Genomic DNA, 22,112 nt, shown 5'->3' on the forward strand with positions numbered 1-22,112 from the left:
ACCGTCGAGGTCCTTGGTGATCAGTGAGCTTGGTCGCTTCTGATCCTGAGGACCTCGACCCTCACCTCACCGCATCACCAACCCCCGGCGTGTCGCCGTGCCCCACCTCAGGTACGGAGAGCCCGTTATGGCTCCATGTACCGACGTACCGGCCTGGCGGCGTCTGGTCAGTACTTTGCGGCCGCCTCGGCGACCAGCTGCGAGACCGGGAGCAGCTTGCTGTCGACCCGGCCGCAGGCCCGGTCGTGGTCTCCGCCGCCTGCGCACGAGGTGAAGGCCTGGAGCCGCGAACTGGATTGCTTGGAATGAGCGGAACTACACCGAGCACGGCTTCGGACTGTGGGTCATCGAGCTCGCCGACGGTACGTTCGTCGGGGGCTGCGGTCTGATGATGCAAGACGTCGAAGGTGAGGGTTTGGTCGAGGTCGGCTACCACGTGGGCACGGCCTGGCAGGGCCGTGGCCTCGCGACGGAGGCAGCCGGCGCCGGACGCGACGCCGCCAGGGATGCCGGGATACCTCACCTGGTGGCGATCATCCGACCAAGCAACCGGCCGTCCCAGCGAGTCGCTGAAAAGATCGGCCTCCGGCTGGAACGTCGCATCGTCAAAAGCGGCGATGCCCTCGTGTTCAGCGCCGACCTCCAGACGGTTCCATAACCCGATCGCGCTACCCGACGCGAAGAGGCGACCGGGTGGCCATCGCCAGCGGTAACGACGAAACGTAACGACCCTCTCAATCGAGCGGATGACGTACCGGAAACTCCCAGCTCGACGCCGAACTTCGCTGCATCTCGACAGCGCACGACGGTGCGACAATTGAGTATCGACGAATCGAGGTGCCATGATCGTTCATCCCCTGACGTCACTGCTCGGTTCGCGAGGCGTGCCACGAACGGTCGCGGTTATCGTCGTGGTCGTCGTGGTGGTGGGCCTTCGCGTGCTCAGGATCGTCCTCGGGCACAGGAGAGGTCGGGGCGGTCGCGGCCGTCGGCCGTAGGAGGTCGAGCCCGATCCGTCAGTCCGGACGAACGGCGCTGAGACAGAACGGGTGGCCAACGGGATCGAGCATCACCCGCCACTGGGCCGGTGCGGGCTGGTGCTCCGCCTGCGTCGCACCCAGTGCGACGCTGGCTGCCACGTCGGCGTCCAGGTCGGCGGCCGCAAGGTCGAGATGCAGCTGTTGGCGTTGCGGTCCGTTCGGCCACCCGGGCGGGGTGTAGTCATCAACCCGCATGAGGGTCACCAGCGGCCCGGCTCCCGACAGCGCGATCACTCCTCGGTCCGGGGTCGCGAAGGCCTCTTCGAGACCCAGCAGGCGTTGGTAGAACGGCGCGAGCACGTCAGGGTCGGGACAGTCGATGGAGATGGAGGCAAGTGGGGCCACGCGTTCGGTCATAGTGCGGACTGTAGACGGCCCGACCGACACCGAAGCGGTCCCAGGTCTCGAACGACTCCACAACACCGATCTCGGTCAGGGCAGCACTACTCAGTGGGCGGCGTCGTGCCAGGAATGTCCCACGCCGACACTGACGTCGAGGGGCACATCGAGCTCGGCGGCGGCGCCCATCTCCCGGCGAACCACTGCCTCCACGTCCGCACGCTCCCCCGGCGCAACTTCCAGCACCAGCTCGTCGTGCACCTGCAGCAGCATCCGGGACTTCGCGCCGTCGGCGGCCAGCGCCGCGGCACATCGCAGCATCGCCACCTTCATCAGGTCAGCGGCCGAGCCCTGGATGGGTGCGTTCAGCGCCATCCGCTCGGCCATCTCCCGACGCTGCCGGTTGTCCGAGGTCAGATCCGGCAGATAGCGCCGCCGCCCCAGCATGGTCTCGGTGTAGCCGGTCTTGCGCGCGTCATCCACCACATCGCGCAGATAGTCACGCACACCACCGAACCTGGCGAAATACTCGTCCATCAGGGCCCGTGCCTCCTCGGTGCTGATCGTCAGCTGCTTGGACAGCCCGAAAGCCGACAGACCGTAGGCCAGTCCGTAGGACATGGCCTTGACCTTGGCGCGCATCTCGGGGCTCACCTGTGCCGGTTCTACCGCGAACACCTTCGATCCGACGAATCGGTGCAGATCCTCCCCCGTGCGATAGGCCTCGATCAGCCCCGCATCCCCGGACAGGTGCGCCATGATGCGCATCTCGATCTGGCTGTAGTCCGCGGACATCAGCGACTCGTAGCCGTCCCCGACGATGAAGACCTCCCGAATCCGCCGGCCTGCGTCGGTGCGGATCGGGATGTTCTGCAGGTTCGGCTCGGTCGACGACAACCGCCCGGTGGCGGCGATGGTCTGCTGGTAGGTCGTGTGGATCCGTGCATCGTCGGCCACCGACTTCATCAGGCCCTCGACGGTGACGCGCAGCCTTGCGCTGTCCCGGTGGCGCAACAGGGCCTCCAGGAACGGGTGCTCGGTCTTCGCATAGAGCGTGCTGAGTGCGTCGGCGTCGGTCGTGTAGCCCGTCTTGGTCCGCTTCGTCTTGGGCATCTTCAGCTTGTCGAAGAGCACGGTTTGCAGCTGTTTCGGCGAACCGAGGTTGATCTGCTCACCGTCGATGGCTTCGTATGCGTCGGCGGCGGCCTGGTTCATGCCGTCGGCGTAGTCGCTCTCCAGGCCGGTCATCGCATCCGCATCCACGAAGATCCCGACGCTCTCCATCTCCACCAGAACGTCGACCAGCGGCAGCTCGATGTCGCGCAGCAGTGCCGTCCCGCCGGTCTGCTCCAGGTCCGCCTCGAGCGCACCCGCGAGCTCCGCGACGGCGGCGGCGTGCAGCATCGTCTCCTGGCCACGGCCGTCACCGTCGCCGAGATCGAGCACCCCCTGCGCCGGGTTGTCCTGCCCGGTCCGCAGCTCACGCTGCAGGTGGCGCAGGACCAGGTCCGCCAGGTCGTAGGACCGCTGGTCCGGGCGGACCAGGTATGCCGCCAGGGCCGTGTCGCAGGTGATGCCCGCCATGGGCAGCCCCGCCGAGACAAGTTGGTGCAGCTGGGGTTTCGCCTCGTGCAACACCTTTGGCCGCGACGGGTCCGCCAACCAGGCGCGCAACGCCTTCTCCCCCTCGGGGTCGAGCTCGGTGAGGTCGATGTAGGCCGCCCGGTCCACCGTGGCTGCGGGGCCCGCGTGCGAGCTGGAGGGGTCTTCGCCCACCACGGCGACCGCGAGCGCCTGCGCGTCGCCACTTCCCCGCGCCCACGAACCGACCACCTGCACACCGGCCCGCACTCCCGCCGTCAGGTGCTCCCGCACCCACCCGGCCACCTGGTCGGCCGCGAGCACCGCACCGTCGATCTCGACCTCGCCGGTGGCCTCGGGCTCCGTGGCGTCCAAGGTGGCGAACAACCGGTCCCGCAGGACCCGGAACTCGAGCCCGTCGAAGACCGTGTGGACCTCATCGCGGGCCCAGGAGGTCCGCTCGAGGTCGTCGATGCCGATCGGGAGGTCGACGTCGAGCAGCAGCTGGTTGAGCCGGCGGTTGCGCAGGACACCGTCCAGGTGGTCGCGCAGCGACTGGCCCGCCTTGCCCTTGATCTCGCCGACGTGATCCACGATGCCGGACAGGTCGCCGTAGGCGCCGATCCACTTGGCGGCGGTCTTCGGGCCGACGCCGGGCACCCCCGGCAGGTTGTCCGCGTGCTCGCCGACGAGCGCGGCCAGGTCGCTATAGCGCTCTGGCGGCACGGCATACTTCTCCTCGACCGCGGCCGGCGTCATGCGTGCCAGGTCCGACACGCCCTTGCGTGGATAGAGGACCGTCGTGCGAGCGGACACCAGCTGCAGCGCGTCACGGTCTCCCGAACACACCAGCACCTCGTCGAACCCGGCCGTCTCGGCCTGGCTGGTGAGTGTGGCGAGGATGTCGTCCGCCTCATAGCCCGGCAGCTCGACATAGCGAATCCGTAGGGCGTCGAGCACCTCCTTGACCAGCGAGACCTGGCCCTTGAACTCCGAAGGCGTCGCCGAGCGCCCGGCCTTGTACTCGGCGTACTCCTTCGTGCGAAAGGTCTCGCGGGAGACGTCGAACGCCACACCGATGTGCGTCGGGTCCTCGTCTCGCAGCACATTGATGAGCATCGAGGTGAAGCCGTACACGGCGTTGGTCGGCTGTCCGGTGCTTGTCGAGAAGTTCTCGACGGGCAGCGCGAAGAACGCCCGGTAGGCGAGAGAATGTCCATCCAGCAGCAGCAGTCGCTTCACGCGTGGCAGCCTATGCCGTATGACCGACAACATCACAGCCAGGACTTCGGGCATGACGCCCGATTCCCCCGACCTCAACGATCCCGCCGTCCTCGAGCAGTTCAACCAGATGAACAAGGGCTCACTGCCAGAACGCATGGGGATCGAGTACCTCGAGATCTCACCCCAACGCGTCGTTGCGCGGATGCCGGTCGAGGGCAACACGCAGCCCTACGGTCTGCTGCACGGTGGGGCGAGCGTCGTGCTCGCCGAGACGGTGGGCTCTGTCGGTGCGGCGCTGCACGCCGGCCCGGACCGGGCCGCAGTCGGGCTGGACATCAACGCCACTCATCACCGCGGAGTGCGCAGCGGCTACGTGACGGCCACCGCTGACGCGCTGTCCCTCGGACGGACGCTGGCGTCGTATGACGTGACCATCACCGACGACGAGGGCCGGCGGGTCTGCACCAGCCGCATCACGTGCCTGCTGCGCGACGCACCCACAAAGGCGAGCTGAGCGCAGCATCGACGGACGCCGGACCTGGCCGGTTCAGGTTCCGGTGTGAGCGACCTCGACGCGGGCGCGCGCCCTGGCACGCAACGACCGTCTCCGGCGGACGATGGCCATGGCCTGCGGCTCCGCCTCCTCACCCGAGGCAAGATGTCGCAGGAGCTGGGCCGGGCTGATCGTGCGCTCGGTGATCGCCGGTGCAAAGCCCAGGCGCGCGAAGTATCGGTTGAGCTCCTTCGCCTGCGTCGGCACGCAGGAGACGATCTGGCCGGCCCCCATGGCCTCGCCGTCGTGGGCGATCCTCGCCAGCAGCGACTTCGAGACGCCGCCGCGGCGGCACTCGGTGCGCACATACACCTGGTCGATCCACACCACCGGCTCATCGGCGAGCCCGGACAGCGGGCCGTCCATGACGACCGCGTATCCCACCGGCCGGCCACCACTGGCAGCGAGATAGACCCGTACGTCGTCACGAGCCAGTGCGCCGCGGATCAGGCCTTCGCGAACGGCCCGTTCGGCCCATTCCACACTCTGCCCGGTGTCAACCCTCGACTGCGTCCACAGCGCGGCGAACTGCTCCGATGCGTCGGCGTCCTCCGCCGTCACCCGACTGACTCGAACGGCCGACTTCGCCACGTCAGTGCCACCTGCCTGTTGATGAGATAACCCCGAAAGGATAGCCCCCGGGCCGCTACCTGCGCAGCGCCCTCCACCAACCAGTGGTGACACCTGCTCCTGAGGTCACTTGCCCATCTGGTCGATCACAGCGTCCGCCACTTCACGCATGCCGAGTCGTCGATCCATCGCGGCCTTCTGGATCCACCGGAAGGCCGCGGCTTCATCCAGCTCCAACTGCTTCATGAGGATGCCCTTGGCCTGGTCCAGCCGCTTGCGTGTCTCCAGCCGCTCCCCGAGATCGGCGATGTCCCGCTCCAGGGCACGCCGTTCGGCCCACCGCGAGCGCGCCACGCTGATCGCGGGGCGAAGGTCCTGGATCGTGAACGGTTTCAAGACGTAGGCCATCACACCGGCGTCGGAGGCACGCTCGACCAGGTCCTTGTCGGAGAACGCCGTCAGCATGATGACCGGCGCAATGGTCTCCCGGCCGATCTCTTCGGCCGCACTGATGCCATCGAGCACCGGCATCTTGACGTCCATCACCACCAGGTCCGGTTTCAGCGCCTTCACCAGCTCGACGGCCTCACGCCCGTCGCCGACCTCGGCAACCACGTCGTAGCCGTCCTCGCGGAGCATCTCGGCGAGGTCGAGTCGGATGAGCGCCTCATCCTCGGCGACGATCACCCTGATGGCGGCGGTTTCGTTCTCCACCTGGTCAGAGTAGACGAGTGGCTTCAATCATCGAGCCCATCGTGGCCTCGGCCCGGCATGACGTACTTCACAACCGCGCCGCCCGAATCAACCCCGCAGGTGCTGCACCTGCGCCCAGCCGGGGTCGTTCTCGGCACGCACGCGCACTCGACCTTCGTCCCAGGCCTGCACCGCAGCCTTCACCTGCTCCGCCGCGGGGGTGCCCCTGCTGACGTAGAGGTGCAGCAGCCGGACTCCCCTGGTCGTCTCGTGGGCGACCAGACGCCCCTGCCCCTCCAACCGGGCGACCACGTGGTCCTCCAGAGCGCGCAGGTTGCCCAGAGATTTCGGGCCGGGCTGACCACTCGCGTCCTGGTCCGCATACGGGATGCTCACTCCGATGTGCGTGTCCAGCTCGGGCGCCCAGGCAGCGGCCAACGGCACCTGCGTCGAGGCCACCAGCGGCCCGTATGGCGTGTCGCCCTGCAGCACCAGCCAGGTCGGCTCGCCCGCCTCGTCGATGAACTCCTCCCGCAGCTCGCGAACCGTCGCCCGCAGTCCGGACAGGCCGAACCCGTCAAGTGGCGCGTCCTGCGCCGGGGCCAGCTCTCCGATCCAGGTCTCGGTGGCCTCCTCCCCAAGTGCCGCATCCAGCGCGAGGAACGCCAGCCGCATCTGCTCGTGGTCGTTCAGGTCGGCCATCAGCGGGTGGTACACCGACACGTCGAGGCGCGAGGCACGCCGCCGGACTCCGACCACGACGTCTCGAACGGCGACGTCCCGACCCGCGATCTGCAGCCCATACCCGGCGAGGTCGGACACCGGCTGGCGCGAGTCGGCATACGACCACACGAGGTTCGCCTCCGGAGCGGCCTTCAGCCAGCGTCGGGCGATCGACCGCAGCTCTGGGTCGCCGTCCGGCGAGACGACCAGGACGTGGGCCGAGCTGCTGCCTCCGGCGATCTCCCAGGCCAGCCCGTCGCTGATGGCGTCGACCCGGATTGCAAGGGCCTCCGCCATCGCCGCCGTGTCATCGGTGCCGACCGCCGCGCACTGGGCCGCGCCCGTGTTGTTCCACCACGCCCAGAACTCGCGAAGGGCGGTGGCCGAGCGCAGTGAGTCCTCCCGCTTGCCGAAGATTCCCATGGCCGTATCGAAACATAGCCGGCTGCATGACACAGCAATATCGCGCGACCTGGAACGGGCCACAGCCGTGCGCCGTGCCGCCTCGAACGCAGCACGCTGACTTCGCGCCGAGCGCCCTTGACTCCCATACGCCTCATAATTTAGGTTACTCATTATTCAAGCAATCGAGAAAATGAGATACATGCCATGAGCAAGGCTCCGTCCACGACCATTCCCGCGCCTACCCGATCGAAGGCCCCGTGGGCCGCCCTGTTCGTCATGGTTGCCGGTGCCTTCGTGGATCTGCTGGACGGCACGATTGTCCAGGTCGCACTCCCCTCGATTCAGCACAACCTGGACGCCTCGGACGCCGACCTGCAATGGATCTCTGCCTCCTACCTGCTCGCGTTCGCCCTCATGCTGATCACCAGCGCTCGACTCGGTGACATGTTCGGGCGCAAACGAGCGTTCCTGACCGGCCTGGCGGCCTTCATGCTCGCGTCGTTCGCGGTCGCCCTGTCGGCGAGCACGGGGATGCTGATCGGCTTCCGCGCTCTGCAGGGCGCTGCGTCGGCGCTGATGCTGCCCCAGGTGCTGACCTTCATCCAGGTCCAGTTCGACGAGCGGGACAAACCGAAGGCCTTCGCCACCTACGGAATGATGCTGGCGGTGGCCAGCGCCGGCGGACCACTGGTCGGTGGGTTGCTGATCGAAGCCAACATCGCCGGATGGGACTGGCGCACAATATTCCTCGTCAATGTCCCGATCGGGCTGGTCGCACTCACGGTCGGCGCACGCATCATCCCGGAATCGAGACCGGCCATCCGCCCTCGTGTCGACCCGGTCGGACTTGCTCTCGTCGGGCTGGCGCTCGTGGCGGTCTTCTACCCCCTGATCCAGGGACGGTATCTCGGCTGGCCAGCCTGGTCGTTCTGCATGCTCGCCTGCGCCGTCCCGCTGCTTGCCGCGTTCCTCGTGGTCCAGGTCCGGGAGACGCACAGACACGGCGCTCCGCTGATCGACCTGCCTCTCTTCACGACTCGCGCCAGCGGCGTAGGGCTCCTGATCGCCCTGCTGTTCTTCGGCACCACGTCCTACTTCTTTGTTTTGACCCTGCATCTGCAAGAAGGACTCGGATACACCCCGCTGCACGCAGGGATCACGTTCCTACCCTTCTCGATCGGCACCATTGTGGGATCGATGGTCGCCTCCCCGATCGGGGCCAGACTCGGGCGCGGCGCCGTGATGATCGCCGCGGCGGTCATGGCGCTCTCCCTGGCAGGCATGCTCCTGGTCATCGACCGGGCAGGCGCCGACCTGAGCGGCTGGGCACTCGCCCTACCCCAGGGCGGGGCCGGCGTCGGCTTCGGAATCACGTCGGGAACGCTCGCCACCATCATCCTCATCCGCGTTGCGCCCGAGCGTGCCGCCGCGGCCTCCGGCGTGGTCAACACGGTGATCCAGCTCGGATCCGTCACCGCGATCGCGATCGTCGGCGCCATCTTCTTCGATACCTTGACCGGCCGACCGACGACGGCCCAATTCGTGGCGGCGACGTCCCACAGCATCTGGTACCTGGTCGCGGCCAGCACCGCCTGCGTCCTGCTCGCAGCCGCCCTGCCGCATGACCCCGTTGCTCCGGACTAGGTTGGGGCGTATGACGTCCGCCAAGACCCGGGGGAAGGGCACCGACTCGCCCACGACCATCCCCTCCAGTGCGCCATCGGGCACCACGCGACATGAGCTCGTCGACGCCCTCAGCTGGGAGAGCCGCCGTGCCGCAGCGCTCCTCGGGATGCTCAACCGGGCCGTCGCCAGCAAGGCAAAGCTCAACGCAACCGACGTCGAAACCCTCGGTGTTCTTGCCGTGCTCGGCGTCGCGACTCCCACGCGCCTTGCCTCGTTGCTGGCGATGGGGACCGGCAGTATGACGCTGGTGCTCGACCGGCTGGAACGGGGCGGCTTCGTGCGGCGAGTTCGCGATGCCAAGGATCGTCGCAGCGTCACGATCGAGGTCATCGAACAGCGAAGGGCAGAGGTCGGTGCGTTCTTCGCACCGCTCGAGGGGCAGGCATCCGAGACCACCGAACGCTACAGCGAGAAGGAGCTCGCCGTGATCGTCGACTACCTCACCCGTTCCAATGACATGCTCAACGAGCTGACCACGACCCTGACCCAGGGGCCGACGACAGCTGACACAGGAAGGTAGGCGAGCCGCTCGCGAAGGGTGGTGGCCGAGCGCACGGCCCTGCAGCGAAATTCCGCTGCCGATCGGTCCACAACCTGGCCTGGTTCCAGGCCGGTGCGCCCGGGGTGGTACGAATCAGGGATGGCTACTACATCGCTCAGAGGAACCCCCGTCAACACCGTCGGCGAGCTGCCGGCCGTCGGCAGCAAGGCCCCCGCATACGAACTGGTCGGAGGCGGGCTTGCTCCGCTGGCATCGTCCGACCTGACCGGCCGCACCATCCTCAACATCTTCCCGAGTCTCGACACACCAACCTGCGCCGCGAGCGTACGCAAGTTCAACGAGGTTGCAGCGAGCCTTGCGGGCACGACCGTCCTGAACGTGTCCCAGGATCTGCCGTTTGCACAGGCGCGCTTCTGTGGTGCCGAGGGCATCGAGAATGTCAAGGTCGGCTCGGCGTTCCGATCCTCGTTCGGTCAGGACTTCGGGGTGCAGCTGGCAGACAGCCCGATGGCGGGCCTTCTGGCGCGCGCTATCGTGATCGTCGACGCCGATGGCACAGTGACCTACACCGAACTGGTGCCCGAGATCGCCCAGGAGCCGGACTACGACGCCGCGCTGAAGTCGCTCAACTGACAACACGGCTTGGTGCCGAGGGCGGGATTCGAACCCGCACGCCCTTTCGAGCAAAGCATTTTGAGTGCTCCGTGTCTGCCATTCCACCACCCCGGCGAGGGTGCCGGGCAAGCATAGACGATCAGCCCTCCGGCACCAGATCCTGGTAGGCCGGTGCGACCCGGTTCTTGGCATCGCCGACCCGGTGCACCCGAAGCGCATTGGTCGAGCCGGGGATCCCGGGCGGCGAGCCGGCCACGATGATCACCAGGTCGCCCTCCTTGCACCGGCCGTTGCCGAGCAGGGTCTGGTCGACCTGCAGAGCCATCTGGTCGGTGTGTTTCACCGGCGGGCTGAGGAACGTCTCCTGACCCCAGCACAGTGCGAGCTGCGACCGGGTCCACTGGTGCGGGGTGAACGACAGCATGGGGCGTTGCGTGCGCAGCCGAGCCAGCCGCCGCGCCGAGTCCCCGGACTCGGTGAAGGTGATGAGAAACTTCACGCCCAGCAGGTCACCGATCTCGGCGGCCGCCATCGTGACGGCGCCACCTTGAGTGTGCGGGCGCGAACCCAGCGGTGGGATGCGTTCGATCCCGTGCTCCTCGGTGCTCTCGATGATGCGCGCCATCGTCCGGACCGCCTCGACCGGGTACGCGCCCACGCTCGTCTCCCCCGACAGCATGATCGCGTCGGCGCCGTCGAGCACCGCATTCGCGCAGTCACTCGCCTCGGCCCGGGTCGGGCGTGCGTTCTCGATCATCGACTCGAGCACCTGGGTGGCCACGATGACCGGCTTGGCGTCCCGGCGGGCAATCTCGACCGCCCGCTTCTGCACGATCGGCACCTCTTCGAGCGGCAGCTCGACGCCGAGGTCGCCGCGCGCCACCATCACCGCGTCGAACGCCTCGATGATCTCGTGCAGGTTGTCGACGGCCTGGGGCTTCTCCACCTTCGCGATGACCGGCAGCCGGTGGCCCGCCTCGTCCATGATCTCGTGCACCCGGCGGATGTCGTCCGCGCTACGCACGAAGGACAGCGCAATCATGTCCGCACCCAGCTGCAGCGCCCACCGCAGGTCGTCCTCGTCCTTCTCCGACAGGGCCGGCACGCTCACCGCGACGCCGGGCAGATTAATGCCCTTGTTGTTGGACAGCTGCCCGCCGCGGATCACCTCGGTCACCACGTCCGTGTCCGTGACCTCGACCGCCCGCAGCTCGAGCTTGCCGTCATCGAGGAGCAGCCGGTCACCGGGGTTCACGTCGCCGGCCAGGCCCTTGAAGGTGGTCGACACCCGGTCCTGATTGCCCTGCACGTCCTCGGTGGTGATCGTGAACCTCGCACCGTCGGGCAGGGTGATCGGTCCGTCGGAGAACCGGCCGACCCGGATCTTGGGTCCTTGCAGGTCGCAGAGCACTCCAACTGCGTGACCGGAGGCGTCACCGGCGGCGCGGACGTGCCGGTAGACCTCCTCATGGTCCGCGTGGGAGCCGTGCGACAGGTTCAGGCGGGCGACGTCCATACCGGCGTCCACCAGCTCGCGGAGGCGCTCCGGTGAGGACGTCGCAGGACCAAGGGTGGCAACAATCTTTGCTCGACGCATAAATCAACACTATCGATCAAAGCCCGACAAAACTGCATCCTCGCCGAGGAATGTCCACGCTACGGTCCGGTAGCGCATCAGGGGGGCGCCGAGAGTCGAGACGCAGGGCGGACGTGGTGATCCGGATCCTGCCGAAGGAGGAAAACACGGCGCACTTTTTTCACCTGCAGCAGTACCTGAGCATCACGGTCTCATGGCAGGCAACCAGCACGGTGCTGTCAATCCTCGCGTTTGCGCTGACCGTGACCAGGCCCAAGCGGTCGACCAGGGTCGCGGCAGCCTATTCGTGTTTCAGGTCGCGCTGCTGATGGTGGTCGCGATCGCGCTGCTGGTCGAGCACTCCAGCCACATCAACCTGGCACCGTTCGATCCAGACCACCTGGATCGCGGCTTGTCGGGCCTGTCGCTGGGCTTCCCTCTCGCGGTCTATTTGTTTGTGGGCTGGGAGAACTCGGCGGCCCGCCGCCTCGGTTCCGTTCATCACGGCTGCCGGTGGGGTCGCCGGCGCGCTGATGTTCGTCGCGTTGCTGGCGGGCTTTACCTCGATCTGCTCCTGCCTGATCGCCGCGGGCAACTCGCAGGCGAGAATCATCTTCCACTCCGGCCGCGAAGGGCTGCTCCCGCCGATCTTCGCGCGGCTGACACCCACGACGACCGCGACCGAACGATCGGGGAACGCGTCGGCTCGATCGTCGCCGACGCCGACTAACCGCATCTCGACACCGGACCTCAGGCGGTCAGTGGCCGATCCGTCGGCCGGACCGGAGCCGGCAGCTCGGACCCACCCATCAGGTAGGCGTCGACGCCGCGGGCGGCCGAGCGCCCCTCGGCGATGGCCCACACGATCAGGGACTGACCCCGACCGGCGTCACCGGCGACAAAGACTCCCGGGACGCTCGTCATGAAGTGCTCGTCCCGCGCCACGTTGGACCGCTCGTCCCGGTCGACCTCCAGCTGCTCGAGCAGGCCCTCCTGCTGCGGCCCGACAAAGCCCATCGCCAGCAGCACGAGGTCGGCGGGAATCTCGCGTTCGGTGCCGGGCACCTCGTCGAACCCCTCCTCGCCTCGAGACACCTCGACCAGTCGAAGCGCCTTGACATTGCCGTCCGCATCGCCGACCAGTTCCTTCGTACTGACGGAGTAGATGCGGTCGCCGCCCTCTTCGTGCGCGCTCGCGATCCGGAAGATCATCGGGTAGGTCGGCCACGGGTGCTCCGGTGCGCGATCCTCACCGGGCTGCGGCAGGATCTCGAGCGAGGTGACGGACCTCGCGCCCTGCCGATGCGACGTGCCGATGCAGTCGGCACCGGTGTCACCGCCACCAATGACGACGACGTGCTTGTCCGTCGCCGTCACCTGGCCCGGCACCTCCTCGCCGAGTGCGACGCGGTTTGCCGGTGGCAGGAAGTCCATGGCCTGCACGATGCCGTTCAGCTCGCGCCCGGTCACCGGCAGGTCGCGTGGGACCGTCGACCCGATGGCAAGCACCACCGCGTCATACCGCTGCCGCAGCTGTTCGCCGGTGATGTCCTCGCCGACGGCGGTCGAGCACCGGAAGCGAGTGCCCTCCTGGGTCATCTGCTCCAGGCGCCGGTCGACCATCGCCTTCTCCATCTTGAACTCCGGTATGCCGTACCGCAGCAGACCGCCCGGCTTGTCGGCCCGCTCGTACACGGCGACGGTGTGTCCGGCACGCGTCAGCTGCTGCGCGGCAGCCAGGCCCGCCGGCCCCGAGCCGACGACCGCAACGGTCTTGCCGGTCAGGCGAGTCGGCACCTGGGGGTGCACGTCGTGTCGGCCGAATGCCTCCTCGACAATGGTCAGCTCAATCTGCTTGATCGTCACCGGATCCTGATTGATCCCCAGGACGCAGGCGGTCTCGCAGGGTGCGGGGCAGAGTCGACCGGTGAACTCCGGGAAGTTGTTCGTGGCGTGCAGCCGATCGATCGCATCCTTCCAGTCACCGGTCCGGGTGAGATCGTTCCACTCGGGAATCAGATTGCCGAGTGGACAACCGTTGTGGCAGAAGGGGATCCCGCAGTCCATACAGCGCGTGGCCTGCTGCTGCAGCTCAGAGAGCTGCTGCTCCTCATAGACCTCTTTCCAGTCCTTGATGCGGACCGGCACAGGGCGACGCACCGGCAGCTGCCGGTCGGGGTGCTTCAAGAATCCGCGCGGGTCAGCCACGGCTCACCTCCATGATCCGCTCCCACACCTGGAAGCTGTCGGGGTCCAGTCCTTCCTCCGCGGCCTTCGCACGCACGTCCAGGACGCGCTGGTAGGCACGCGGCAGGACCAGCGAGATTCGTGCTGCGGCCGCCGGCCAGTCGTCCAGCAGCCTTGCTGCGACGGCCGACTCAGACCACTCATGGTGCTTGCGGAGGAGCTCGTGAACGACCTCCTGGTCCTCCGGCCGCAGCGGCATCACATCGACGAGCTCCGTGTTGACCTGGCCCTCCTCGAGGTCCAGCACGTAGGCCACCCCGCCCGACATACCGGCACCGAAGTTGCGCCCGGTCCGGCCGAGCACCATGACGATGCCACCGGTCATGTACTCGCACCCGTGATCACCAATGCCCTCGACCACGGCCGTTGCACCGGAGTTGCGGACGCAGAAGCGCTCACCGACGATGCCGCGCAGATAGACCTCACCACTCGTGGCGCCATACCCGATGACGTTGCCCGCCACGGCGTTCTTCTCTGCGATCAGCGACGCGTCACGTAGTGGTCGGACGACAACTCGCCCGCCCGACAGGCCCTTGGCCACATAGTCGTTCGCCTCGCCATACAGGCGCAGGGTGATTCCTGATGGCACGAACGCCCCGAAGGACTGTCCTGCCGATCCGGTGAAAGACACATCGATCGTGTCGTCCGGGAGCCCGTCCGGATAGCGCTTGGTGACCTCGTGGCCGAGCATCGTGCCAACCGTGCGGTTGACGTTCGTCACCGGCAGCTCGACCCGCACCGGCGACTTGTGCTCGAGGGCATCGCGACACATGGTGATCAGCTGCTGGTCCAGCGCCTTCTCCAAGCCGTGGTCCTGGTGGATGATCTGCCGACGCGGCGCGTCCCCGGGCACCTCGACGTCCGCGAGAATCGGGCTGAGGTCGAGGCCACTGGCCTTCCAGTGGCGCACCGCCCGGTCAGTTGCGAGCACGCCGACCTGGCCGATCGCCTCGTCCAGGGTCCGGAACCCGAGCTCGGCCAGCAGCTCTCGGACCTCTTCGGCGATGTACTCGAAGAAGGTCTCGACGAACTCCGGCTTGCCCGTGAAGCGCTTGCGCAGCTCCGGGTTCTGCGTGGCGACACCTACCGGGCAGGTGTCGAGGTGACAGACCCGCATCATGATGCATCCGCTGACCACCAGTGGCGCAGTGGCGAACCCATACTCCTCGGCGCCCAGGAGAGCAGCGATGATCACGTCGCGGCCGGTCTTGAGCTGCCCGTCGGCCTGCACAACGATGCGGTCGCGCAGGCCGTTGAGCCGCAGAGTCTGCTGAGTCTCGGCGAGGCCGAGCTCCCACGGGCCGCCCGCGTGCTTCAACGAGGTGAGCGGCGCGGCGCCCGTGCCTCCGTCGTGACCGGAGATCAGCACCACGTCGGCGTGCGCCTTGCTCACGCCGGCTGCGACGGTGCCGACGCCCAGCTCGGCCACGAGCTTCACGTGGATCCGTGCGCTCGGGTTGGCGTTCTTCAGGTCGTGGATCAGCTGTGCCAGGTCCTCGATCGAGTAGATGTCGTGGTGCGGCGGCGGGGAGATCAGACCGACTCCGGGCGTGGAGTGCCGGGTCATTGCCACCCACGGGTAGACCTTGCTGCCAGGCAGTTGCCCACCTTCGCCGGGCTTGGCACCCTGCGCCATCTTGATCTGGATGTCCTTGGCCTGCGTCAGATAGACCGAGGTCACTCCGAACCGGCCGGACGCGACCTGCTTGATGGCGGAGCACCGCTCTGGGTCGAGCAGACGATCCAGGTCCTCGCCGCCCTCACCGGTGTTGGACCGGGCGCCGAGGCGGTTCATCGCGATCGCGAGCGTCTCGTGCGCCTCCTTGCTGATCGAGCCGTAGCTCATCGCGCCGGTGGAGAAGCGCTTGATGATCTCGTCGGCCGACTCGACCTCCTCGATCGGCACCGCCGGTCGAATCTGCTTGAACGAGAAGAGTCCTCGCAGAGTCATCAGACGCTCGGCCTGGTCATTGACGCGTGAGGTGTACTTCTTGAAGATATCGTAGCGACGCTCACGAGTGGAGTGCTGCAGCCGGAACACCGTGTCCGGGTCGAACAGGTGGGGCGGGCCCTCCCGACGCCACTGATACTCGCCACCCACCTCGAGGGTGCGGTGGGCGGCGCGCTGACCGCTCTTGGGGTAGGCCGTGGTGTGTCGTGCCGCAACCTCCGCGGCGATGACATCCAGGCCGGCGCCGCCGAGGCGAGACGCGGTGCCGGTGAAGTACTCGTCGATCAGCTCGTGCGACAGACCGATCGCCTCGAAGACCTGGGCGCCACGGTAGGAAGCAACGGTCGAGATGCCCATCTTGGACATGACCTTCAACAGGCCCTTCCCCAGCGCCTTAATGAGGTTGTGAACGGCCTGGTCGGCGGTGACGTCCGGCAACGCGCCGCTGCGCACCAGCTCCTCGACCGACTCCATGGCGAGATACGGGTTGATCGCCGCGGCGCCATAGCCGACCAGCAGCGCGATGTGGTGGACCTCGCGGACATCACCGGCCTCGATGATCAGCCCGACCTGGGTGCGCGTCTTCTCCCGGGTGAGGTGATGGTGCACGGCCGAGGTCAGCAGCAGGGACGGGATCGGCGCGAACTCGGCGTTGCTGTCCCGGTCGGACAGCACGATGAAGCGGTAGCCGTCGGCGATGGCCTGACTCACCTCGGCGAAGATTCCCTGCAGCCGGGCGCGCAGGGCGGTCGCGCCGCCCTCGACGTTGTAGGTGCCACGGATGACGTAGGTGGCCCAGCCCGGGAAGTTGCCGTCGGCGTTGATGTGGACGATCTTGGCCAGTTCGTCGTTGTCGAGCACCGGGAATGGCAGCTCGAGCTGGCGCCCATGCTGCGGTCCGACGGCAAGCGCATTGCTCTCGGGGCCGATCAGGGTGCCGAGCGAGGTGACCAGCTCCTCCCGGATCGAGTCCAGCGGCGGATTGGTCACCTGGGCGAACTGCTGGGTGAAGTAGTCGAAGATCAGCCTCGGTCGATCCGAGATCGCGGCGATCGGACTGTCCGTGCCCATCGCGCCCAGCGCCTCTCCCCCACCGCTCGCCATCGGGGCGAGCAGGATGCGCAGTTCCTCGTGGGTGTAGCCGAAGGTCTGCTGGCGCCTGATGACCGATGCCTTGGTGTGCCAGACGTGCTCCCGCTCGGGCAAGTCGCCGACCTTCACGATTCCGGCGTGCAGCCACTCCCGGTAGGGCTGCTCCTCGGCGAGCTGCGCCTTGATCTCGGCGTCGCTGATCATGCGACCCTCGCCGACGTCGATCAGGAACATCCGTCCTGGCTGCAGGCGACCCTTGCGCACCACGTGCTCGGGGTCGAGGTCCAGGACCCCGGCCTCCGAGGCGAGCACGACCAGACCGTCGTCGGTGACCGCATACCGACCCGGTCGCAGGCCGTTGCGGTCGAGCACGGCTCCGACCAGTCGGCCGTCCGTGAAGGCGACGCACGCGGGGCCGTCCCACGGCTCCATGATCGCCGCCTGGTACTCGTAGAACGCGCGACGTGCGGGACTCATCGTGGCGTGGTTCTCCCACGCCTCAGGGATCATCATCAGCACGGCATGCGGCAGACTCCGGCCGCCGAGGTGCAGGATCTCCAGTGCCTCGTCGAAGGTTGCCGAGTCGGACGCGCCCGGCGTGCACACCGGGAAGAGCCGGTCCAGGTCGCCGCGGAACAGGTCACTGGCGAGGGTGGACTCCCTTGCCCGCATCCAGTTGCGGTTGCCACGCACCGTGTTGATCTCACCGTTGTGCGCGATGAAGCGGTAGGGGTGCGCCAGCGGCCACGACGGGAACGTGTTGGTGGAGAAGCGCGAGTGCACCAGGGCGAGCTCACTGCTGAACCGCCGGTCCGACAGGTCCGGGAAGAACGGCTCGAGCTGGCCGGTGGTCAGCATGCCCTTGTAGGTGATCGTCCGGCAGGACAGCGACGGGAAGTAGACCTCGAGGTCGTGCTCGAGACGCTTGCGCAGGCAGTAGGCCTTCCGGTCCAGCTCGATCCCGCAGGCCTGCCCTTCGCCGTCCGCGACGAAGATCTGCCGGAATACGGGCATGACCTCGCGAGCCGCCGAACCGAGCAGGGCGGGGTCGATCGGCAGGTCGCGCCAGCCGAGGACGCGCAGTCCCTCGTCGTAGGCGTAGTGGTCGACCTTCTGCCCGATCTGCCATTGGGCGTCCTGGTCCACCGGCAGGAAGACGATGCCGACGGCATACTGCCCCTTGCCCGGGAGCTCGAAGTCGCACACGGCACGGAAGAACTCGTCCGGGATCTGGGTCATAATGCCCGCACCGTCACCGACGGCCGGGTCGGCGCCGGTGGCGCCTCGGTGCTCCAGGTTGCGCAGGGCGGTCAGCGCATGGTCGATGATGTCGTGACCGGGCCAGCCGCGCATGGTGGCGACCATCGCCACCCCACAGGCATCGTGCTCGTTCTGCGGGTCATACAGACCCTGCGGAGCGGGCAGTGCCGAGAAGCGTGCCGAAACCATGATCCACTCACCGTCCTCGTCGTCGTTCGGGACGTCCAGTGGATGTCCCATGCGTCTACGTGCCAGCGGGACGACATTGGCCTGCATGGGTGCTGCACAGATTAGCGAGCCCACCTGATGTTCACAAGGTGGACTCAGATCTCGAGATCTGAGATCAGGTCGTGGCGTCCACCGTGGCGGTCTCGCGCTGCGGTAGGCCCTCACGGATGCCGTCCGGGTGCCGGCGCCCGGTCAGGACAAAGATGGTCACCCCGAACAGGAAGACGATCATGCACACCCACACGTTGACCCGCAGCCCGAGGATGTGATTGGCGAAGTCGCTGCGCATCAGCTCGACGACGATCCGGCCGACCGGGTAGAGGATCACATACAACGCGAAGGAGCGCCCACGGCCCAGCATCCGGTGCCGGTCCACGGCGAGCACGATGATGGCGACGATCAGGCACCAGAGCGATGCATACAAGAAGGTGGGCTGAAACAGGCCCTGCACGACCGGCTGGCCGGCGGCATTGTGGACGGCATGGCCGGCGGGCTCATCCCACTGGTAGATCTTCAGCGCCCACGGCACGTTCGTTGGGCGACCGTACAACTCGTTGTTGAAGTAGTTGCCCCAGCGCCCCATGGCCTGCGCGAGCACGACACCGGGCGCGGCCGCGTCGGCGAAGTCGAGGAAGGCGATGTTGTTGCGGCGACACCCGATCCAGGCGCCGAGTGCGCCCAGTGCAACCGCGCCCCAGATCCCCAGCCCGCCATGCCAGATCGCGAACGCATCCCAGGGGTCGCCGCCCTTGCCGAAGTAGGGCTGCGGGGTCGTGATGACGTTGTAGATGCGCCCACCGACGATGCCGAACGGCACCGCCCACCAGGCAACGGTCAGGGCATCCTCGGTCCGAGCACCACGATCGGCCAGGCGGCGGCCACAGACCCAGATGGCCACGCAGATGCCGGCCAGGATGCACAGCGCGTAGCCGCGGATCGGGATCGGGCCGAGCCACAGCACGCCCGCGGTGGGGCTCGGAATGTAACCGGCGAGTGCCGCCGTCACCGGTTCATGCCTCGCCGCAATGCGCCCGCCAGCTCGCGGATCCGGCTCAGACCGTCCTGCGGGTCGGTGCGGTCGAGCAGCTGCCGCACCAGGACCGAGCCGACAATCACGCCGTCGGCGAACGAGGCGACCTGCTCGGCCTGCTCGGGGGTCGACACCCCGAGGCCGACACAGATCGGTAGGCCGGTCACGGCTCGGGTGCGCTCGACAAGGATCGCTGCCTGCTCGCCCACGGACTCTCGCGCGCCGGTCACGCCCATCAACGACGCGGCATACACGAAGCCACGGGTTGCGGCGGTCGTGCTCACCAGCCGGTCCGGGGTGCTGCTCGGGGCCACCAGGAAGATGCGGTCGAGGTCATGCTTGTCGCTCGCCGCGATCCAGTCCTGCGCCTCGTCCGGAACGAGGTCCGGCGTGATCAGCCCGGATGCACCACTGTCGACGAGGTCGGCGGCGAATCGGTCGACGCCGTAGCGCAGCACCGGGTTCCAGTAGGTCATGATCACGGCGGCGGCGCCGGCCTTTGTGACCGCGCGAGCCGCCGTGAAGACGTCGCGAATGTGGACCCCGGCTGCCAACGCACGGGTGGCGGCCGTCTGGATGACGGGGCCGTCCATGAGGGGGTCGGAGTACGGCATGCCGATCTCGACGATGTCGACACCGGCTTCCACCATCGCCGTCATCGCGTCGATCGACTCGCCGACGCTGGGAAACCCGACGGGCAGATAGCCGATGAGCGCGGCTCGCCCCTCGGCCTTCGTCGCCCTCAGGACCTCACTGACACGGGTCATGCGGGGTCACCCCCGTCCTCATCGAGTAGGCCGAACCAGCGGGCCGCCGCGTCGACATCCTTGTCGCCCCGACCCGACAGGCTCACCAGCACCACACCGCCGGGCCCGAGCTCGCGGCCAATCCTCATGGCGCCGGCCAGCGCGTGGGCGCTCTCGATCGCCGGCAGAATTCCTTCGGTCTGCGACAGCAGCCGCAGGGCCTCCATGGCCTCGTCATCCTTGATCGGGTAGTACTCCGCGCGGCCGCTGTCATGCAGCTGGGCGTGCTCTGGTCCGACACTGGGGTAGTCCAGTCCGGCCGACACCGAGTGCGACTCGATCGTCTGCCCCTCGTCGTCCTGCAGCACATAGGTGTAGGCGCCGTGCAGCACCCCGGGAGTGGCCTGCCCGCTGAACCGTGAGGCGTGACGGCCGGACTCGACACCCTCGCCGCCGCCCTCGAGCCCGATCAGGCGCACGTCGGCGTCGTCGATGAACCGGTGGAAGATCCCCATCGCATTGGAGCCGCCACCGACACAGGCGCAGATGGCGTCCGGCAGGCGGCCGATCTCATCGAGCATCTGCTGACGTGCCTCGACGCCGATGATCCGATGGAAGTTGCGGACCATCTCCGGGAAGGGATAGGGCCCCGTGACCGTGCCGAGCACGTAGTGCGTCGTGGCGACGTTGGCGACCCAGTCACGGAATGCCTCGTTCACTGCATCCTTGAGGGTGCGTGAACCGTGGTCGACGGGCACCACCTTCGCCCCGAGCAGCCGCATCCGCGCCACGTTGAGGGACTGGCGCTCGGTGTCGACGCGGCCCATGTAGATCACGCAGTCCAGCCCCATCAGGGCGGCCGCCGTCGCGGTGGCCACCCCGTGCTGACCGGCGCCGGTTTCGGCGATCACCCGGGTCTTGCCCATGCGCTTGGTCAGCAGGGCCTGCCCGAGCACGTTGTTGATCTTGTGCGAGCCGGTGTGGTTGAGGTCCTCCCGCTTGAGGATGACCCGCGCGCCACCGCAGTACTCGGCGAAGCGGGGGACCTCGGTGATGATGCTCGGGCGGCCGGTGTAGGTGCGGTGCAGTCGCTGCAGTTCCCCCATGAAGCCGGGATCCTGCTGCGCCTTCAACCGGTGCTCGTCCAGCTCTTCCAGGGCGGCTACCAGCGCCTCGGGGACATACCGTCCGCCGAAGGCACCGAAGCGTCCGATCCGGGTGTTCGACTGCTCGGTCACTTCACCTCACCTGTCCTTTGGGCCGCGCCGGCAGCATTGATCAGCTCGCCGACCGCCTGCGCGGGGGTGCCACCGGTCACCAGCGCCTCGCCGACCAGCACGGCGTCCGCTCCGCACGCGGCATACTCCGCGACATCGGCGGGGCCACGCACCCCGGACTCGGCGACGCGCACGCACCCCGGCGGCACACGGGGCGCGAGGCGAGCGAAGGTCCCGCGGTCCACCTCAAGGGTCTTCAGGTTGCGCGCGTTGACGCCCATCACCTGGGCGTCGATCGCTGCGGCACGGTCGATCTCGGCCTCGTTGTGCACCTCGATCAGGGCGGTCATCCCGAGCTGGCTCGCCTGCTGGTAAAGGTCCTTGAGGAGCACGTCGTCCAGTGCGGCGACGATCAGCAGGATGATGTCGGCGCCGTGCGCACGTGCCTCGGTGATCTGGTACTCGCCGATCATGAAGTCCTTGCGCAGCACCGGTATGCGGACCCGCTCGCGTACCGCGTCGAGGTCGGCCAGGCTGCCACCGAATCGTCGTGCCTCGGTCAGCACGGAGATCGCCGTCGCCCCGCCGGCCGCATAGTCGGCCGCCAGTGCGGCGGGGTCGGCGATGGCGGCCAGGTCGCCCTTACTGGGGCTTCGCCGCTTGACCTCGGCGATGACCCGGATCGGGCCGTCAGCGGCCAGGGCGGCCCGCGCGTCGAGGGCCGGTGGCTGCGCGGCGGCGCGCTGCGTCAGCGTTGCCAGACTGGTGGTCTGCTGCCGTGCTGCGAGGTCCTCACGGACACCGGCAACGATTTCTTCGAGGACAGTTGACACC

Annotated in this window: 18 protein-coding genes and 1 tRNA gene; 6 read left to right on the plus strand and 13 right to left on the minus strand. The window is 67.7% G+C overall.

Annotated features, from left to right (window positions below; all coding sequences use genetic code 11):
• Positions 1–295 precede the first annotated feature (295 nt).
• Positions 296–658 carry a GNAT family N-acetyltransferase gene (locus tag FGL98_RS20660; RefSeq protein WP_146320058.1) on the plus strand — a complete coding sequence of 121 codons (363 nt, stop codon included), beginning with the start codon at positions 296–298 and terminating at the stop codon, positions 656–658.
• Positions 659–1,016: 358 nt separating this feature from the next.
• On the opposite strand, the gene FGL98_RS20665 is transcribed toward FGL98_RS20660, so the two are convergent.
• Together FGL98_RS20665 and polA are read right to left on the minus strand one after the other, a co-directional pair.
• On the minus strand, positions 1,017–1,397 hold the full coding sequence (locus tag FGL98_RS20665; protein WP_146320060.1) for a VOC family protein: 381 nt from the start codon (positions 1,395–1,397) through the stop codon (positions 1,017–1,019).
• A gap of 90 nt (positions 1,398–1,487) precedes the next feature.
• A complete protein-coding gene (polA, locus tag FGL98_RS20670; RefSeq protein ID WP_146320062.1) occupies positions 1,488–4,202 on the minus strand; it encodes a DNA polymerase I in 2,715 nt (904 codons plus the stop codon).
• Between the two features lie 19 nt (positions 4,203–4,221).
• On the opposite strand from polA, the gene FGL98_RS20675 reads away from it, so the two are divergent.
• Positions 4,222–4,698 (plus strand): PaaI family thioesterase, encoded by a 477-nt coding sequence (locus tag FGL98_RS20675; protein ID WP_425461015.1) that lies wholly within the window; start codon positions 4,222–4,224, stop codon positions 4,696–4,698.
• A gap of 33 nt (positions 4,699–4,731) precedes the next feature.
• On the opposite strand, the gene FGL98_RS20680 is transcribed toward FGL98_RS20675, so the two are convergent.
• The 3 genes from FGL98_RS20680 to FGL98_RS20690 all read right to left on the minus strand — a co-directional run bounded on the left by FGL98_RS20680 (position 4,732) and on the right by FGL98_RS20690 (position 7,146).
• Positions 4,732–5,328, minus strand: a complete 597-nt coding sequence (locus FGL98_RS20680; RefSeq protein ID WP_186526288.1) for a GNAT family N-acetyltransferase — start codon at positions 5,326–5,328, stop codon at positions 4,732–4,734.
• 105 nt (positions 5,329–5,433) lie between these two features.
• A complete protein-coding gene (locus FGL98_RS20685; protein ID WP_246136672.1) occupies positions 5,434–6,021 on the minus strand; it encodes an ANTAR domain-containing response regulator in 588 nt (195 codons plus the stop codon).
• 87 nt (positions 6,022–6,108) lie between these two features.
• Positions 6,109–7,146 carry a DUF695 domain-containing protein gene (locus FGL98_RS20690; RefSeq protein WP_186526289.1) on the minus strand — a complete coding sequence of 346 codons (1,038 nt, stop codon included), beginning with the start codon at positions 7,144–7,146 and terminating at the stop codon, positions 6,109–6,111.
• A 186-nt stretch (positions 7,147–7,332) separates the two neighbouring features.
• On the opposite strand from FGL98_RS20690, the gene FGL98_RS20695 reads away from it, so the two are divergent.
• The 3 genes from FGL98_RS20695 to tpx all read left to right on the plus strand — a co-directional run bounded on the left by FGL98_RS20695 (position 7,333) and on the right by tpx (position 9,949).
• Positions 7,333–8,772: an MFS transporter gene (locus FGL98_RS20695; protein WP_146320068.1), complete on the plus strand. Its 1,440-nt coding sequence runs from the start codon at positions 7,333–7,335 to the stop codon at positions 8,770–8,772.
• A gap of 10 nt (positions 8,773–8,782) precedes the next feature.
• Positions 8,783–9,334, plus strand: a complete 552-nt coding sequence (locus FGL98_RS20700; protein ID WP_186526290.1) for a MarR family winged helix-turn-helix transcriptional regulator — start codon at positions 8,783–8,785, stop codon at positions 9,332–9,334.
• 120 nt (positions 9,335–9,454) lie between these two features.
• Complete coding sequence (gene tpx / locus FGL98_RS20705) at positions 9,455–9,949, plus strand: thiol peroxidase (RefSeq protein ID WP_146320072.1); 495 nt, start codon at positions 9,455–9,457, stop codon at positions 9,947–9,949.
• A gap of 10 nt (positions 9,950–9,959) precedes the next feature.
• On the opposite strand, the gene FGL98_RS20710 is transcribed toward tpx, so the two are convergent.
• Both FGL98_RS20710 and pyk read right to left on the minus strand, forming a co-directional pair.
• A tRNA-Leu gene (locus FGL98_RS20710) sits at positions 9,960–10,045 on the minus strand.
• A 25-nt stretch (positions 10,046–10,070) separates the two neighbouring features.
• Positions 10,071–11,528, minus strand: coding sequence for a pyruvate kinase (gene pyk / locus FGL98_RS20715; protein WP_146320074.1), 1,458 nt, complete (start codon positions 11,526–11,528; stop codon positions 10,071–10,073).
• 193 nt (positions 11,529–11,721) lie between these two features.
• Here pyk and FGL98_RS20720 point away from each other — a divergent pair, with 193 nt between their 5' ends.
• Complete coding sequence (locus tag FGL98_RS20720; protein ID WP_146320076.1) at positions 11,722–12,237, plus strand: hypothetical protein; 516 nt, start codon at positions 11,722–11,724, stop codon at positions 12,235–12,237.
• 20 nt (positions 12,238–12,257) lie between these two features.
• Here FGL98_RS20720 and FGL98_RS20725 read toward each other — a convergent pair whose 3' ends face one another.
• The 6 genes from FGL98_RS20725 to trpC all read right to left on the minus strand — a co-directional run bounded on the left by FGL98_RS20725 (position 12,258) and on the right by trpC (position 22,111).
• Positions 12,258–13,715 carry a glutamate synthase subunit beta gene (locus FGL98_RS20725; RefSeq protein WP_146320078.1) on the minus strand — a complete coding sequence of 486 codons (1,458 nt, stop codon included), beginning with the start codon at positions 13,713–13,715 and terminating at the stop codon, positions 12,258–12,260.
• Complete coding sequence (gltB, locus tag FGL98_RS20730) at positions 13,708–18,246, minus strand: glutamate synthase large subunit (protein ID WP_146320127.1); 4,539 nt, start codon at positions 18,244–18,246, stop codon at positions 13,708–13,710. The genes FGL98_RS20725 and gltB overlap by 8 nt, the downstream gene beginning before the upstream one ends.
• A gap of 154 nt (positions 18,247–18,400) precedes the next feature.
• The gene (gene lgt / locus FGL98_RS20735) at positions 18,401–19,291 is read right to left on the minus strand and encodes a prolipoprotein diacylglyceryl transferase (protein WP_146320080.1); all 891 of its coding nucleotides are present in this window, start codon (positions 19,289–19,291) and stop codon (positions 18,401–18,403) included.
• Positions 19,288–20,082, minus strand: a complete 795-nt coding sequence (gene trpA, locus FGL98_RS20740; protein ID WP_146320082.1) for a tryptophan synthase subunit alpha — start codon at positions 20,080–20,082, stop codon at positions 19,288–19,290. Before trpA ends, lgt begins: the two co-directional genes overlap by 4 nt.
• Complete coding sequence (trpB, locus tag FGL98_RS20745; RefSeq protein ID WP_146320085.1) at positions 20,079–21,299, minus strand: tryptophan synthase subunit beta; 1,221 nt, start codon at positions 21,297–21,299, stop codon at positions 20,079–20,081. Before trpB ends, trpA begins: the two co-directional genes overlap by 4 nt.
• Entirely contained in the window at positions 21,296–22,111 is an 816-nt protein-coding gene (trpC, locus tag FGL98_RS20750; RefSeq protein ID WP_146320087.1) for an indole-3-glycerol phosphate synthase TrpC, read from the minus strand. The genes trpB and trpC overlap by 4 nt, the downstream gene beginning before the upstream one ends.
• Position 22,112: the final 1 nt, after the last annotated feature.

It is taken from the genome of Leekyejoonella antrihumi (assembly GCF_007845645.1).
In the GTDB taxonomy this organism is placed as follows: domain Bacteria; phylum Actinomycetota; class Actinomycetes; order Actinomycetales; family Dermatophilaceae; genus Leekyejoonella; species Leekyejoonella antrihumi.

What these genes read in the sequence shown, in the direction of transcription:
- FGL98_RS20690 (WP_186526289.1), bottom strand. Translation starts at nt 7,146, where the DNA reads ATGGGAATCTTCGGCAAGCGGGAGGACTCACTGCGCTCGGCCACCGCC.
- FGL98_RS20675 (WP_425461015.1), top strand. Translation starts at nt 4,222, where the DNA reads ATGACCGACAACATCACAGCCAGGACTTCGGGCATGACGCCCGATTCC.
- FGL98_RS20665 (WP_146320060.1), bottom strand. Translation starts at nt 1,397, where the DNA reads ATGACCGAACGCGTGGCCCCACTTGCCTCCATCTCCATCGACTGTCCC.
- gltB (WP_146320127.1), bottom strand. Translation starts at nt 18,246, where the DNA reads ATGGTTTCGGCACGCTTCTCGGCACTGCCCGCTCCGCAGGGTCTGTAT.
- FGL98_RS20700 (WP_186526290.1), top strand. Translation starts at nt 8,783, where the DNA reads ATGACGTCCGCCAAGACCCGGGGGAAGGGCACCGACTCGCCCACGACC.
- trpA (WP_146320082.1), bottom strand. Translation starts at nt 20,082, where the DNA reads ATGACCCGTGTCAGTGAGGTCCTGAGGGCGACGAAGGCCGAGGGGCGA.
- pyk (WP_146320074.1), bottom strand. Translation starts at nt 11,528, where the DNA reads ATGCGTCGAGCAAAGATTGTTGCCACCCTTGGTCCTGCGACGTCCTCA.
- tpx (WP_146320072.1), top strand. Translation starts at nt 9,455, where the DNA reads ATGGCTACTACATCGCTCAGAGGAACCCCCGTCAACACCGTCGGCGAG.
- FGL98_RS20720 (WP_146320076.1), top strand. Translation starts at nt 11,722, where the DNA reads ATGGCAGGCAACCAGCACGGTGCTGTCAATCCTCGCGTTTGCGCTGAC.
- FGL98_RS20695 (WP_146320068.1), top strand. Translation starts at nt 7,333, where the DNA reads ATGAGCAAGGCTCCGTCCACGACCATTCCCGCGCCTACCCGATCGAAG.